The following is a 15368-nucleotide window of genomic DNA, read 5'->3' as shown; positions in this document are numbered from 1 at the left end:
TTTGCCATACCGACACACCTCGTTATAGTTGATATATATATTATAACAATCTGTGTCTACTTTTTAGTCTAGCATCACCTATACGTTATTGGAGATTTTTGAAGAGGTAACCGGTTACGGCGCAAAGATGTGGGGGTCTAGTATTATAGGCTTTGGCAGCTATCATTATAAATATGCATCGGGACGTGAAGGGGATGCGCCGTTAGTGGGTTTTTCCCCAAGAAAGGCGAAAATTAGTCTTTATTTAGCCTAAGAAGGTGAAGGAAGAGAGAAGTTATTAGAAAGCCTCGGCAAACACACGACGAGCAAGGCTTGTATTTATGTAAATAAATTGGCTGATATTAATGTCGACGTGTTAAAGGAATTAATTAAACATACAGTAGAAATCTATCAGGACCGTTATCCGAACGAATAAAAATTTTGCCAATGTACTCACAATTTCAAAAATGCAAGCAAGTAGAATGATGTAATTCAAAAGAATAAAAGCAAAAGGACGGCTCTTATGTTTTCATTGGAAGCACAAGAACCGTCCCCGTGCTTCTAACGGGAGATGGAATTATGTCGAATTGGACAGTCGAACAAATGGAACGCGTTGACGGCAAGATTGCGATTGTAACGGGCGCGAATAGCGGACTTGGACTGGAAACGGCGAAAGCCCTTGTGCAGAAAGGTGCTAAAGTTATCTTGGCGGTGCGGGATAGGAGCAAGGGGGAAGAGGCCAAGAAGCAAATTGTTTCACAAACAGCTGAAGGTGCCGCTGATAACCTTGCTGTAATGGAGCTTAACTTAGGAAGTCTGGTGAGTGTGAAGGCATTTGCGGAGAGTTACCAGCAATCCTATGACAGACTCGATTTACTTATTAATAACGCTGGTGTAATGATTCCCCCTTATTCAACAACAGAGGACGGATTTGAACTTCAGTTTGGTACGAATCACTTGGGGCACTTTGCCTTAACAGGGCTGCTGCTTCCTGTGCTGAAGAAAACGGGGACATGGGGACAGTTCCTTCGTCCCACTAGGAAGTAATAAAACAAGCAAAGCTTCTCATAAACATTCCCCGTTTATGAGAAGCTATTTTGTGTTGTCAGGGCGGGATGAACAACGATGGGGCAGGTCCCTTCCAAGACATTCTGATAGGGGCGAAGGCTTTTAAACATATAGGGAATCTCTCTCTAAGATTTAAAGGATGAAGTGAAGAGCAAGGTAGTTCGCTGAGCTCCGGTCAGACAGAATTCTGGGACAGTGAACCCGTCCCCGCGTCCCACGAAGTTTTACCGACAAGGAAAACGTGTATAGTTCCTATAAAAAAGGAGCGGAATAGCCAATGATATTTTCAGAGAATGCACTTAAGGATATGCATGTACTGGTTACCGGAGCAACAGGAGAAATTGGAGCTGAAACAGCAAGGGCAGCTGCAGCTGCAGGAGCTGCTGTCTCCATAACCGGACGGAATGAAGATAAGCTAAATGCTCTGGCGGAAGAGCTGGCATCTCAAGTTGGGAAAGAGAAGATTTATATGAAAGCTGCTGACCTTAACAAAGAGGAAGACCGGGTTATGTTGGTGAAATCTTGTCAAGAACAGCTCGGCTTTATCTCCGGGCTTGTTAATTGTGCCGGGATTGCTGGCGGCGACGTATTGGAAAACCTTGAAGAAGAGAAGCTGGCGGATATAATGGAAACAAATCTTACCTCTGTCGTCATGCTGACAAAATTGGTTTATCAAAGAATGGCGGAGAAACAGAAGGGGAGAATCGTGAATGTTTCCTCTCTATCAGGGATACGCGGGACCCATGGAAATAGTGCCTATGCTGCCAGTAAGTTTGCGTTGAGGGGATTTGCTCAGTCACTAGCAGTCGAAGGAGCCAGAAATCATGTCATTGTCAATACTGTTTGTCCTGGATTCGTTCATACAAGAATGGCAAAAGACGCAATCCGCAGGAAAGCAGAAGGAAATGGAATCTCTTTTGAACAACAGTTAAGCCAGGTGGAGGAGGATCTGCCATCCGGCCGAATTACGGAGCCTTGGGAAGTTGCAAATACAATTTGTTTTCTGCTTACAGAAGCGGCGCCAAATATAATTGGCGAGTCAATATTGCTGTCGGGAGGATCTGTGATGAAGTAGGCGGGTGTGATGGTCAGTTTACGCCCTTTCGCTATGTTGTCACATTATATATAGATATGAGAGGAAAAAAATAACTCCTTTTGGAAATCTATGCAAACTGAGTAAGGACGCTTCGGGAAGGCTCCTGACTCAGTTTTTTTCTTGATCAAACGTTTAATTAAAACCTTGAATGATAGCATCATAAATGGGAAAAGCAAGAAGTGAAAAGCAACAGCACAGATTAAAGGAAGTAATATCAGAATCATTCATATGCTCGAAGAGCTAAAATCCTGAAGGGAGGCCGCCGCTTGGAAATGTTAAACCGTGTGGAGTCAATCGAAAAGGATCTGGACTTTTGGGAGTAAACAGCCCAGGAAGAAAGTGATATAGCAAGCCTAAAGAGACGGCGTATCAGCTTAGCTTAAACCCTTTTCCCTACCTGTATCTCTAATGAAATCTATTAAAATCTTCTGTATATCTGCGTTTAACCAACCAAAATCCACCCTTCAAGTATTTTACCAAAACCATGCTCGGGATTCTCTTAGTCTGTTGAAGAGAGATGATTTCAATTTTTGCCCAAATAATCCTCTGCATCAGCCCATAAGTAATCTATATCCACTCTTTAACATTTAAATCCATATGCCAATACTTTAAAATAGAAAATATTAGAATAGTAGAAGGATGATGGCGTTTGGATTCCACTATGAAAAAAATCATTGAGGCTAGTTATTTAACAGCTGAATCAGCCTCACATTACCGGACAATCTTAAGGTATTTTTACCATCAGCATGAGAGAATGCGGGATTTTATTCCCCCTGAAGAACTATTGGAATATATGCGCTCGATTCCTGCTTTTTATGATTATGAGGAGGATCAGCTTCACCAGCAGCTGGCACAGCTTGTTAAATGGAACAATTTAATAGCTCGCCAGGATATGACGAGTGCGAAAACGATTGAGGAATATAAGAAAAAACGGTTCCGTTATCAATGTACACCTTATACGGTAGAGATTGAGAGGATGCTGGTCCAGCTTGAAAAAATCGGGGATACATTCCAAGGGTCGCTTGAGCGTTCCCAGTTTGACCGATTGCTTCAGGCGATTTCTGTCCTTGAGAAGGAGCTGGATAACAGCATGGCTAAGCCGGCTGAAGAATATATGCGGGTTTGGGAGGATGTTTTTCGTTATTTCCAGTCCATTCGTACCAGTACAGCAGATTACATTGCCTATATTAACAGTGAACAAACGGACCAGCGAATGCAGACCGAGGCTTTTTTAGTCTATAAAAATCAGTTTACAACCTATTTGAGGGATTTTATTGTGACACTGCAAAAAACGTCCCTGCAAATTCAGCAGCGCCTTGAGGAACTGACACCCGGGAGGCTGCAGCCCCTTTACCAAAAGCTGATTGAGCACCGCCAGTCCATTCCCCGCCTTGAGGATGTGTCATCTTCGGCAGAGGACTGGGCGCTTGAGTATAATGAGTACTGGTTTTCTTTGAGGCAGTGGTTTTTAGGGTCTGGTGTTCGGGAGAGTGAACTCGAAGTTCTTCTATGGCAGACAAATGAAATGATTCGCCGGATGACGCGATATGTGCAGCGCGTCGGGGAGCGGCAGCAGCATTTTCGCAGCCGTAAGAAGGATTATTTGCATTTGGCGAAGTGGTTTACCGAAACCGGTAAGCTCGAGGAGGCCCACAAACTTTCGGCGGTTGTATTTGGAAGCATGACGATTCAGCATCTTCAGCTTGAGGAGGGGACAACGGATAATATGCATGCGGATCCATGGGAGGAAGCACCCTTAGAGCTTACCATAAAGCCGAGGACGGTGCGTTACCGTGAAAAAACAAAGCCCGGTTCAATGGTTTCCAATCAAGAGAAGAAAAAACAGCAGTTGGAGATGTATCTGGAGGAGCGCAGACAGGAAAAACAGTTGATCCAGCAATACATGCAGCAAGGCGTAATTCAGCTATCCGCCCTCTCAACAGTAGAACCATTTATCAGAAAAGTCCTGCTCGGCTGGATTGGCAAGTCTATGGCGACGAAGGACCGCACAGTTAAGACGGATTATGGCTTACTGGTTAAAGTGAAATTGGATAAAGAACGTATGATTACGCTGAAAGCCGAGGATGGAGATTTGCGCATGCCGGACGCTCTATTTGAATTCAGGCAGGAAGGGTGAAGAAAATGGAAAAGGTTGATCTGTTTGATGAAAAAGCGGTACAGGGAATGGATGTACTTTTCCACCATTACTGGATCTTACGGTCGGAAAACCCGGAATGGTACCAGCTTATAAGGGAACGCGAAAAGGTGCTGCGACGATATATGAGTGAAAAATTCGGATTGCGCCTCATTGTTCACCAGCATTTTATAAAGCTTGAAAAGATACCTGCTGAGCCTGAAAGCTGGATGGGGATACAAGATTTCCAAGAGCCTCTTGATTATGCAATCTTCTGCTGTGCGCTATCCTTTTTGGAAGGGAAGGCAGTGGACGAGCAATTTTTGCTGTCAGAACTTTGCCAGGACATTCAAAGTGACTATCCAGGGGATTTTCCTCTGGATTGGACACTGTATATCCATCGCAAGTCTTTGATCAGGGCGGTAAAAACTTTAATGGATTTTCAGCTGATCCGGACCATTGACGGGGATATCCAGCGCTTTGACCATAATGAAGAAGAAGAAGTCCTGTATGAAGCTACCACATACAGCCGCTATTTTATGAGAACCTACCCGGATGAATTTTCATCTTACCGTAACTGGCGAGAGCTGCTAAGGGACGATTGGAAGCTGAGCCAGGAGGATGAGCGGAGGAAAAGAGTATACCGGAAGTTGTTCTTTTCCCCAGGCCTGCAGCGGAAGGACCAACAGGATCCTGATTTCTTATACATTCGTAATTTTCGCAACAGGCTTGCTGAAGATATTGAAAAACACAGCGATTATAAGCTTCATGTTTTTAAGAATACGGCATTCCTGTCAATTTCTGAACCGAAGCAATATCACCAAATCTATCCTAATGCAAAAGCTTCAACTGATATTATGCTTCAACTGTCAAAGAACGTTCACGGTCAGCCGGAGCGGTTTTTGCCCAATGAAAGTGGAGAATTGCTGATGACAGAGGGTGAGCTTGAAAAACTGATTGACGAGCTCCGCCGGGAATACGGAGCTGGATGGTCAAAGCACTTCCGTGAAAAAGCAACAGGCGGCATCCGGGAAGAACTGGTTGATGCCATGAAAAACTGGATGATGGCTGAAGTGGATCAAGAAACATCACTGATCCGGCTAAGGCCGCTGCTTGGTGTTTTAACAGGCGAGTATCCGCGGGACTTTGATGCAGGAGGAGAAGAGAAATGAAGGAAAATCAATGGGTCATGAACAGGGCCGGACTTTTGAATTTTTGGTATTACGATGACGAAGTTTTCAGCTTTTCAGATGGGAAGCTGCTGCTGAGGGGGACAAACGGGTCTGGAAAGTCAGTTACGATGCAAAGCTTCCTGCCAGTCCTGCTTGACGGAAAGAAATCGCCCGACCGGCTGGACCCTTTTGGCAGCAAAGCCCGCCGGATGGAGGATTATCTGCTAGGCGAAAAAGGGATTGTTGACCGGGATGAACGGACAGGTTACCTATTTATTGAATATAAAAAGCAAGGCAAAGAACAATATGTTACTACCGGGATTGGGATGCAGGCAAAACGGCATAAGGGGATTAAATCCTGGTATTTCCTGCTCACAGACAACCGCAGAATTGGTCATGATTTTCAGCTGGCTCATGACCAGCGCGGGGACCGGGTCCCTTTATCTGCAAAAGAGCTGGAAAATCGCATTGGTCAGGGAGGCTATGTCGTTCATACCCAGCGGGAGTACATGGAGCATGTTAATAAGTACATTTTCGGCTTTCAATCTACTGAAGCATATGAAGATCTGATTAAGCTGCTCATTCAGCTTAGAAGCCCGAAGCTGTCAAAGGACTTTAAACCGACCGTTATTTATGAAATTCTTGAGTCGGCGCTGCCACCTTTAACAGATGGTGAGCTACGCCATTTGTCTGATACGATCGAAAATATGGATCAGGTTCAGCAGCAGCTGGAGCAGCTGGAAAGGGAGCATGACTCCAGTATGAAGCTGGTCCGGCAATATCATTTATATAACCAATTTATTTTAACTGAACGGGCCAAACAGTGGCAAAGCTCCGAAAAGAAATTAAAAGCTGCCCGCAATAGGATTGGGGAGCTGGAAGCGGAGGACCACAACCTTCAATTGCACCTCCGGGAGCTGGAGGAAAAGAAGGTGGGTTCCCAGCAGCAAAAGGCAATTGCCGAGGGAGAGAAAGATCGGCTTCAAAGCCACGAAGTGTGGCAATTGGAGAAGGATAAAGCCAAAAAGCAGGAAGCCTTGGTTACACTGCAGGGTGAAATTGATTCGCTGCAGACAAAATGGGATCTGAAAAAAAAGCTTTTGAACAAAGAATTGCGCGAGCGGGAGCAAGTGGAAGAGGAGCTGAATCATCAGGAGTCGGAAATGAGCAGCCTGCTGGAGGAACTTCAGCTGGATGCAGGTGAATCAGCATTTGAACAGCATAGGGCGAATGTAAATGATTTTGAGCGCCATCAGCACGATTCCTTTGATTTCTCTGTGTGGTTGAAAGAGGCAAAAGGACATGAAAACCTGCTTGCAAGCCTGAAGGAGCTGGCTGATCAGGAACAACGGCTGATTGAAGAGCATGAGCGTCTGCAGCGTGATTCTTCAGAAAAAAAGAAGAAGATTGACGAAATGAGGAAAGAGCAGGACCATACGGAAGCCTGGTTTACTGAACAAAAGCATCGGTTGGAAGACCAGGTGTTTACATGGATTCAGCAGCATCCAAACCTTGCGTTTCCAAACGAGCAGCAACAGGAAATCGCGCGCGCTCTACAAGGATTATATGAACTGAACAGGTTTGACGACATAAGGGGAAAACTTCTATCTTCCATCAGTGATTATGAAGCTAAAGTAAAAGCGGACAGAGCCATTGCCATGGAGAAGAAGGAAATGAAGCAACTGGAAATAGACGGTGCAGAGAAAGAACTTCTTCATTGGAAAACATTAAAAATACCTAATCCTGACCGTGCTCATGGAACAGTTGAATTTCGCGGACAGCTTGACCGGGAAGCTGTCGCCCATATTCCTTTTTACGCAGCAGTAGAATTTTATGACCATGTGACAGATGCGCAAAAAGAGCGGCTGGAGGCCGCACTAAAACATATTGGCCTTTTGGACAGCCTGATAACCGGAGAACCGGTGAATCCGAAGCATGACAGAATTATAGTGCCAGAACCGCTCGTGCTTGGCCATACACTTGCTGATTATTTGTATCCCGATCTGGATGAAAGCAGCCCGATTTCCAATACCCGTGTGGATGAGGTTCTCAGAAGCATTCCCCTTGAAAATGAAGGCGGAGGTTTTTATATTGATGCGGACGGGACTTATTCGGTTGGCTGCCTGCTCGGACATGCGCCAGAGGAGGGGCCGTCAAAATATATCGGCCGTTCCTCCAGGAAACGTTATCAGCAGGAAAAAATTGAAGAATCCAGGCTAAAACTGGAACTACTTCAAGGCGAGCTTGAGAAAATTAGGATACAGCTGATCCAATTAGATGAAGAACTTGAACATGCAGCTGCATGGCGGAGGCAGGTTCCATCAGATCAGGACCTTGCAGAGCTTTGGCAGCAAATTCAGGAATATCAGCAAAGGATTAAGCACCTGCAGGAGGTTCTCCAGGAGCTTGATAACAGGTGGAAAGACATTTACCGGCAGCTTCAGCAGGTTAAAGTGCGGATCCACCAGGAGGGCAGCACACTGAACCTTTCATTGACGAGGGAAGGAATCAGCAAAGCACTAGGCGCTGTAAATACTTATGTCGAGCATCTGCATCAGCTGCAGAAGGAATCTCAGGCCTGCTTTTTTTCAAGAAAACAAATCCGCGATCTTGAGGAACGAGTTCAGGAAAGAGAAACAGAGTTGGACGAAATCAAAGGTGAGCAAAATGTGAAAAGTTCCAGGCTGTTCCGGACAAAAGGGGAAATTGAATCAATTGAACAGCAGCTCAAACTTAAAGGAATCGATGAGGTCAGAGCTCGTATCCGTGAAGTACAGGAACTGCTGAGGGAGTCTGAAGAAACGCTTGAATATGTGATGGGAGAGATTCCTGCACAGAAATCGGCCAGGGAGAATTGTGCTGAAAAGCTGAGGGAGGCACGGATCAGCTTTGAATTCTGGAGCAATATGGCAGCCGAATGGGAGAGAATTGTCAAAGAGGAAAGCGCACGCGGGTTTATTGAACTTGAAGCAGTGGAGCCGGACGCAATTGTTTCCCAGCTTGAAGCAGCCGTCTCAGCATACGACCGGGCCAAGCTGAATGAACAGCTGACTAAAGTGTTTTTAAATGAGCAATTGAACTTGACGGAATACCGCATGTTTGAATTTACCGAGGAGTCTCCTGTACCACAATGGTTCTTTATCGACCGCGGAGATTATTATGAGCCTTTTAAAAGAGAATGGGAGCAAATGAAAGGCCGCCGTGTCATCCAAATGGAGTACCAGGGACAAAGGGTGAGCCCGTATTTCGTACTGGCTTGTCTTAAAAAAGAATTGGTTGAGCAAAAGGGCTGGCTTGATGAACAGGACCGTCAGCTTTACGAAGATATCATCGTCAATACCGTCGGCGTCATTCTCCGCAACAGGATTCAGCGGGCTGATAAATGGGTCAGTGATATGAATAAAATTATGGAGAGCCGCGATAATTCTTCAGGGCTGCTTTTCTCCATCAGCTGGAAGCCTTTGACAGCCGAGTCTGAGCAGGAATTGGATACGAAAGAACTTGTTCAGCTTTTGCAGCGAAACAGCAAGTTTCTCAATGAAGATGATTTGAACCGGATTACAAGACATTTTCAGTCTAGAATCGAAAAAGCAAAAGAGCTGATTCAGATACGGAATGAAGGATCCACGCTGCATCAGGTGCTGAAGGAAGTCCTTGATTACCGAAAATGGTTTACTTTTGTACTGTCATTTAGAAGAGTAAATGAGCCGAAGCGGGAACTGACCAATAATGCCTTTTTCAAATTCAGTGGAGGAGAAAAAGCGATGGCCATGTATATCCCTTTGTTTACGGCGGCTTATTCGCGCTACAAGGAAGCAGGGAAAATGGCCCCGTATATCATTTCACTAGATGAAGCCTTTGCCGGTGTCGATGAGAACAATATTCGTGACATGTTTGAAGTGGTCGAGCAACTTGGCTTCAGCTATATCATGAACTCCCAGGCATTATGGGGCGATTATGATTCCATTTCGAGTCTGTCAATCTGTGAGCTGGTCCGCCAGAAAAATGCTGACTTCGTTACAGTTATTCGCTATCAGTGGGACGGTAAACAGCGATCGCTCGTGTTGGATGAAGAAACAGCCAGGGAGCTGGTAGCAAGTGACTGACAAAGTAGAGATGCTGCGGAAAGAACCTGGCATCCTAAAGCTATTTACATTATTTAAAGATAAATACCGTTCCATCGGACGAGTGGGAGGAACGGTCAGCATCAGCGGATTTTCGCAAGCAGAGACTGAGTCCATTGCTGGATTTCTCGGTGCTTCTGCTGATAAGCTATTGGTGAAGGGCCGGGTTTCCCTCACAGACTATGAAAAAGCGATGAAAACTAACATTTTTTCCGATTACACGCTGGTAGGGCTGCTTGAAGAAGTTTTGGGTGAATCAATCATCACCAGACGTGAGGAAAGCGACATGTATCAGAAGCAGGAAAATGATTTTTTTCAATCATTAATTAATGATTATCCAGGTGGCCGTTGGTGGTGGGAATGGATTCAAGCGAAATCCACTGACACAAGATGGATTTGGAGCTTATATAGAGAGGCTTCCGATTCTCTGCGGGAGGAGCTGGTATCAGTTTACAATGCATACCGGCAGCTGCCTTCCGCCAGGCAATTTGAAAGGCTCCCGTTATTTTCGCAGAGAATGACGGGAAATCCCCATTATTTTGACATTGGCGGGGTTTCTGGGAAACTTTTGCTGCATTGCCTGTATGTTGATCAGTATTTAAAGGGAAATCGAACGGAGGGCATGCCGAAAACCTCCGAAGAAGTAAATGAACTTCTCGGTCAATACATGCTTATGCGTGACGATTTATGGAGCTTTGTAACTTGCCGCGGTTTTCTAGCTGAAAGCGACTCAGGTGCACATCCAGTCTGGAAAGCGGCGGCAGAAACAGATAGCGTGTTAAATGTACCGATCAAGGAACTGGTAAAACTGAAGAAAATTTGGCCTGTTCATGGAGAAGTTGTGTGGGTAGTTGAAAACTCTGGTGTATGCTCTACGATCCTGGACTATGCTGCGGCTGCGCCTGTTGTCTGTACGCACGGGCAATTTCGGACAGCCAGCTGGGTAATGCTTGATCTCATTGTCCAATCAGGCTTCACTCTGAGATACTCAGGAGATTTGGATCCGGAAGGACTTCTCATGGCACAGCGATTAAAAGACCGCTACCAAGATCGTGTTTCTTTTTGGAGGATGGATAAGTCGTCTTATATAAGCTCTATATCTGAAGAAGACATTTCAGGAAGGCTTTCAAAGCTTGCAGCTCTGACTTCGCCTGAATTAAAAGAAATTGCTGAGATTATGAAGATCAGGAAGAAAGCAGGCTATCAGGAGGCTCTAATTGCTGAGCTTGTGCAGGACATTGAGGGACAAGGGGACGGGTACATCGTCCCGCTATCCCCCTCATCCCAATTCTAGGAAGTACTAAATAAAGCTTCACATAAATATTCAGTGTTTATGCGAAGCTTTTTGTGCCGGTGTGACGCAGGGACAGGGAACCCGTCCCTGCGTCCCACCCACGTACCTTTAGCTACCGCCCGCATAAGATATGGTGATCAATTGGGAAAGGTTTGATAATATGTTTCATCATCCTTATTTATATTCATATCCTTATGGGGTAAGTGAGCAGAGATACGCCACCGGCGGATATCAGCATAGAGCAGGCTGCCATTGCAGCACAAAGGCTGTTCCTCGCCCAGCGGGTGTGGTAAGAGATTATGGCCCCAACCCGCTCGTGATTAACATCAACGAGGCCACCAAGCTGAATAAAACTTTTCGTACTGCACTATGGACGGGCAAACATTTTCAAATTACATTAATGAGTTTGAATCCGGGCGAAGATATTGGCTTGGAAATGCATCCGGAGGTTGACCAATTTCTGCGTGTGGAACAAGGACAGGGAATTGTGAAAATGGGTAAAACCAAAAATCAGCTGACATTCCAAAAGGAAGTGTTTGATGACTTTGCCATCGTCATTCCTGCAGGAACATGGCACAACCTAACCAACACGGGAAATGGGCCGCTGAAGCTTTATTCAATCTATGCTCCCCCTAACCATCCGTTTGGTACCGTTCATGCTACAAAAGCGGATGCTCTTGCTGCAGAAGAATTTCACGGTCACAGCAGATACCAATATGCTACGGTGCAGCGTACCTACCTTTGAAAGATAGCAGCCGGACAGTATGAATGCTTTGAAAATCAGCGGCCATATAGTGCATAAAAAAAACTTCTCATTATCGTACCATTTGAGAAGTTTCTTTTTTTGTTCGCAAACATATCTAATCAATCTAAAGAGCGAGTTATAGAAAATGAACCATCAAAACTTTTTCAAAAACACGCCTCTGTAAACTATTACCATATTATAATGATGGTGAAAAGGGGCGGTGAGAATGGAAAAGTCTGTAATAAAGAGTGGTAAAGGGAATTAGCGTTATTTCCAAAGATTTTTTACAGTTTGCAAATGGTTGATTGTGACTGCAGGAATTCTGCTGATCCTGGGAACAGCTTATCAGCAGATTGCGGTAAGGGTGGAGGCCGGCAATTATCCCCTGCCAGGGAAGCTTGTAAATATTGGTGATTATCGGCTTCACTTGTACGCTTCAGGAGAAGTAAGGAACAACATGCCAGTTATTGTGTTGGAATCGGGTCTGGGCACACCTTCATCGTATAAAGACTGGCAGCAGATTCAAAGTAAGCTTTCTAATCACACCAGAGTAATTTCCTATGACCGTGCAGGATACGGCTGGAGCGACTCAGCTCCTAATAAAAGAACAGCAGAGCAAATTGCAGATGATCTGTACGCACTGCTGAAAAATGCTGGCGAAAAGGGTCCGTTCCTGTTGGTGGGACATTCATTTGGTGGATTTTCATCGCAAGTTTTTGCCCATAAATATAAGGGTGATACTGCCGGGCTGTTCCTGATTGATCCTTCTCATGTGAATCAGGAGGGGGGCTTTTCAAAGCTTGAAAGCTACTTGATCAGAGGACTGAAGGAAGCCGGTGCCGGCAGGGTAATGGGAGCAATGAATATGCTGCCGCTTCATGAATACTTTGCGAGCGATCCTGCCTCTGAGCATTTCTTCCACCGGCATTTTTACAACAACAGCCAAATGAGCGAACTGGAACATATGATGAACACTTCAAGAGAACAGGTGCTAGTTTCCCAGAAGGAGGGATATGCTGACATTCCTCTTTATATTCTGTCAGCGGAACATGAAGAATATCCGGATTGGCAGAATCTGCAGGACCAGACAGCAGCCCTGTCAGAGCAGGGCAAACACATTGTTGTGAAAAATGCCGGCCATTATATTCACCTGGATCAGCCGGAGCTCGTAGTAAACTTTATCCTTGAGATGGCTGAAAATCTTCACTTTCCATAAAGCTTCTTGCATTTCTGAGAAGCTTTTTTCTATTCTTGGCTGTCAGCACTATTACGAAGCTTTTCCTGCTTGTGCAGTGTATGCATTGTTCCCCATTCATGCATGGCATTTAAAATAGGTTCTAAACTTTTTCCATACTCAGTTATTGAGTATTCTACTTTTGGGGGAACCTGAGGGTATACGACGCGACGGATAATGTCTTCTTCCTCCAGTTCCCGCAGCTGCTTGGTCAGCATTCTTTGAGTGATTCCCGGCAGATGCCTGCTGAGCTCGCCAAACCGCTGTGTTCCGTGCTTCAGGAGCTGAAGCAGAATAATCGGCTTCCATTTTCCTATTAAAATTCCCAGGGCATCCTCTACTTTGCATAGTTCCGGTTCTATATTCATTGTAAAACCTCCCATAGTATCTTTTTTGATACTATACCACATGTAAGTGCGTACTTACATTGTTATCTCCCTTCCTCCATAATGATATCTATAAACTATTTCTATATATCTGCTGTTATTTCAGCAAAAGAATAAAAATCTCAGAAAGGCGGGACAGAGATGAAAGAATACAGAATAAACGAGAGTAAAGGACTAGAGTTTGGAATTTACACATTGGGCGATCACCTGCCTAATCCGGTAACAGGCGATAGAATATCAGCTGAGGATAGAGTTCACGAAATTATTGAATATGCGAAGCTGGCAGATCAGGCAGGTTTGGACTTTTTCAGCGTGGGAGAAAGCCATCAGGACTATTTTGCCACACAGGCACACACTGTTGTCCTGTCGGCAATTGCTCAGGCGACTAAAAATATTAAAATTGCAAGCTCTTCTACAATTATCAGCACTTCTGATCCCGTTCGCGTGTATGAGGATTTCGCAACCCTTGACCTGATTTCCAGAGGCCGGGCGGAAATCATTGCAGGAAGGGCTTCAAGGGTCGGATTGTTTGAGCTGCTTGGCTATAATCTTAGCAACTATGAAGAACTATATGAGGAAAAGTTTGAACTGCTCCGAAAAATAAATGACGAAAAGATTGTAAATTGGAGCGGGGAATTTCGGGCTCCGTTAAGAAATGCAAAAGTTCTTCCGCGACCTAAGGAAGGAAAAATGCCAATATGGCGGGCTGTTGGCGGATCACCGGCAAGTGCCGTGAAAGCAGGCTATGCAGGCGTACCTATGTTTATGGCGCATTTAGGCGGTCCGGTCACATCCTTCAAGCGCACAGTTGATGCTTACCGCGAGGCTGCTTCCAGTGCAGGTTTTGATTCGGCGGAGCTGCCTGTAGCAACAGCGGGCTTTTTCTATGCAGCCGAAACCTCTCAGCAGGCATTAAGGGATATGTATCCACACATAAATGAGGGGATGAAAAAAACAAACGGACAAGGCTTTCCGAAGCAGCTGTTTGCAGAAGGTACAGATCCTCATCATGTCATGAATATAGGAAGTCCCCAGCAAATCATAGAAAAAATACTATATCAGCATGAAGTATTTGGACATCAGCGCTATATTGCGCAAATTGATTTTGGCGGAGTACCATTTCAACGACTTCAGAAAAACATTGAACTGATCGGGACAGAAATACTGCCCGCTGTCAAAAAATACACGGCAAAGTAATAGGAGGGAACGCTCATGAAAATCGTCTGTTTATCAGGCTCTAAAGTTGGAAGCAAAACAAGAACGGCAATGAATTACACCGTAAAAGCCCTGAAAGAAAAATATCCCCAGTACGATGTGACGCTGATTGATCTTGCAGAATATGAAGTCCAGTTCAGCGACGGGCGAAATTATCTGGATTATAACGGCGATACCGGATATGTCACAAAAACATTAATGGAAGCTGACGCAATTATCATTGGAACACCTGTGTTTCAAGCGTCCATACCAGCTACTTTGAAAAACATTTTCGACCTGCTGCCTGTGAACGCGCTGCGGGATAAAGTAGTCAGCATGCTGGTGACAGCTGGATCAGCCAAGCATTACCTGATACCCGAGCAGCAGCTAAAGCCGATTCTGTCCTACATGAAAGCGCAAATTGTTCAAACATATGTTTTTATTGAAGAAAGCGATTTTTTGCAAAAGAAAATTATCAACGATGATGTGCTGTTCAGAATAGGACGCTTAGCGGAAGATACGATTGTTTTGACGGGGGCTTATAAGAGAATTAAGGAAGAGGAAGAAGCCAAGTACGATTTTTAAATTAGAAAACATTATAGTTTGTTCTTTCCAAGATACGCCGGCTGTTAATGGAACAGGCTGTCTCATAGAAGCACATCTGCTGAACTATTCGGGGAATTTGTACGGCAAAACTGTTACTCTTGCATTTTTGAATTTTATCTTTATCCGACAGAAGACTCCCTCTTCAAGCGCGTGATGAGATTTAGCTCAGCGATAAGGGGGAGATGAATGGCGGTTGGCGATAGCCAAAACACTCACTGTCATGGTAAAATTAGAACGTGCGTTCCTATAAAGCGAGGTGAAATCATGTTAGTTAAAAAGGCGTTTAAGTTTCGTATCTACCCTAATCAAAAACAAATGGAGTTAATCAATAAGACG

At 44.8% G+C, this 15368-nt stretch carries 13 protein-coding genes and 1 pseudogene; 13 read left to right on the top strand and 1 reads right to left on the bottom strand.

What is annotated here, in order from left to right:
• Positions 1-79: 79 nt before the first annotated feature.
• The 9 genes and pseudogenes from GJU40_RS18920 to GJU40_RS18880 form a co-directional block, all read left to right on the top strand.
• Positions 80-415 (top strand): annotated as a pseudogene (locus tag GJU40_RS18920) (DUF1801 domain-containing protein); the annotation flags it as partial.
• Positions 416-558: 143 nt separating this feature from the next.
• Positions 559-1026 (top strand): SDR family NAD(P)-dependent oxidoreductase, encoded by a 468-nt coding sequence (locus tag GJU40_RS18915; protein ID WP_246188435.1) that lies wholly within the window; start codon positions 559-561, stop codon positions 1024-1026.
• Between the two features lie 298 nt (positions 1027-1324).
• Positions 1325-2122: an SDR family NAD(P)-dependent oxidoreductase gene (locus GJU40_RS18910; RefSeq protein ID WP_154309611.1), complete on the top strand. Its 798-nt coding sequence runs from the start codon at positions 1325-1327 to the stop codon at positions 2120-2122.
• A 670-nt stretch (positions 2123-2792) separates the two neighbouring features.
• The gene (locus GJU40_RS18905; RefSeq protein WP_154309610.1) at positions 2793-4280 is read left to right on the top strand and encodes a TIGR02677 family protein; all 1488 of its coding nucleotides are present in this window, start codon (positions 2793-2795) and stop codon (positions 4278-4280) included.
• A 5-nt stretch (positions 4281-4285) separates the two neighbouring features.
• Complete coding sequence (locus GJU40_RS18900; protein WP_154309609.1) at positions 4286-5449, top strand: TIGR02678 family protein; 1164 nt, start codon at positions 4286-4288, stop codon at positions 5447-5449.
• A complete protein-coding gene (locus GJU40_RS18895; RefSeq protein WP_154309608.1) occupies positions 5446-9555 on the top strand; it encodes a TIGR02680 family protein in 4110 nt (1369 codons plus the stop codon). The genes GJU40_RS18900 and GJU40_RS18895 overlap by 4 nt, the downstream gene beginning before the upstream one ends.
• Entirely contained in the window at positions 9548-10867 is a 1320-nt protein-coding gene (locus GJU40_RS18890) for a TIGR02679 family protein (protein ID WP_343031627.1), read from the top strand. Before GJU40_RS18895 ends, GJU40_RS18890 begins: the two co-directional genes overlap by 8 nt.
• Before the next feature lie 160 nt (positions 10868-11027).
• Entirely contained in the window at positions 11028-11612 is a 585-nt protein-coding gene (locus GJU40_RS18885) for a cupin domain-containing protein (RefSeq protein WP_154309613.1), read from the top strand.
• Between the two features lie 307 nt (positions 11613-11919).
• Positions 11920-12828 carry an alpha/beta fold hydrolase gene (locus GJU40_RS18880; protein WP_154309607.1) on the top strand — a complete coding sequence of 303 codons (909 nt, stop codon included), beginning with the start codon at positions 11920-11922 and terminating at the stop codon, positions 12826-12828.
• 29 nt (positions 12829-12857) lie between these two features.
• On the opposite strand, the gene GJU40_RS18875 is transcribed toward GJU40_RS18880, so the two are convergent.
• Positions 12858-13214, bottom strand: a complete 357-nt coding sequence (locus tag GJU40_RS18875; protein ID WP_154309606.1) for a winged helix-turn-helix transcriptional regulator — start codon at positions 13212-13214, stop codon at positions 12858-12860.
• Positions 13215-13373: 159 nt separating this feature from the next.
• Here GJU40_RS18875 and GJU40_RS18870 point away from each other — a divergent pair, with 159 nt between their 5' ends.
• The 4 genes from GJU40_RS18870 to GJU40_RS21430 all read left to right on the top strand — a co-directional run.
• Entirely contained in the window at positions 13374-14429 is a 1056-nt protein-coding gene (locus tag GJU40_RS18870; protein ID WP_154309605.1) for an LLM class flavin-dependent oxidoreductase, read from the top strand.
• Positions 14430-14444: 15 nt separating this feature from the next.
• Positions 14445-15011, top strand: a complete 567-nt coding sequence (locus GJU40_RS18865; protein WP_154309604.1) for an NADPH-dependent FMN reductase — start codon at positions 14445-14447, stop codon at positions 15009-15011.
• Complete coding sequence (locus GJU40_RS21605) at positions 14968-15186, top strand: riboflavin kinase (RefSeq protein WP_425481242.1); 219 nt, start codon at positions 14968-14970, stop codon at positions 15184-15186. The genes GJU40_RS18865 and GJU40_RS21605 overlap by 44 nt, the downstream gene beginning before the upstream one ends.
• Positions 15187-15218: 32 nt before the next feature.
• A partial coding sequence (locus GJU40_RS21430) for a helix-turn-helix domain-containing protein (RefSeq protein WP_343031628.1) occupies positions 15219-15368 on the top strand: 150 nt, incomplete at its 3' end.

It is taken from the genome of Metabacillus lacus, from assembly GCF_009674805.1.
Lineage (GTDB): Bacteria > Bacillota > Bacilli > Bacillales > Bacillaceae > Metabacillus_C > Metabacillus_C lacus.
The sequence above is the reverse complement of the archived record's forward strand: the minus strand, read 5'-3'. Positions and strand labels throughout refer to the sequence as shown.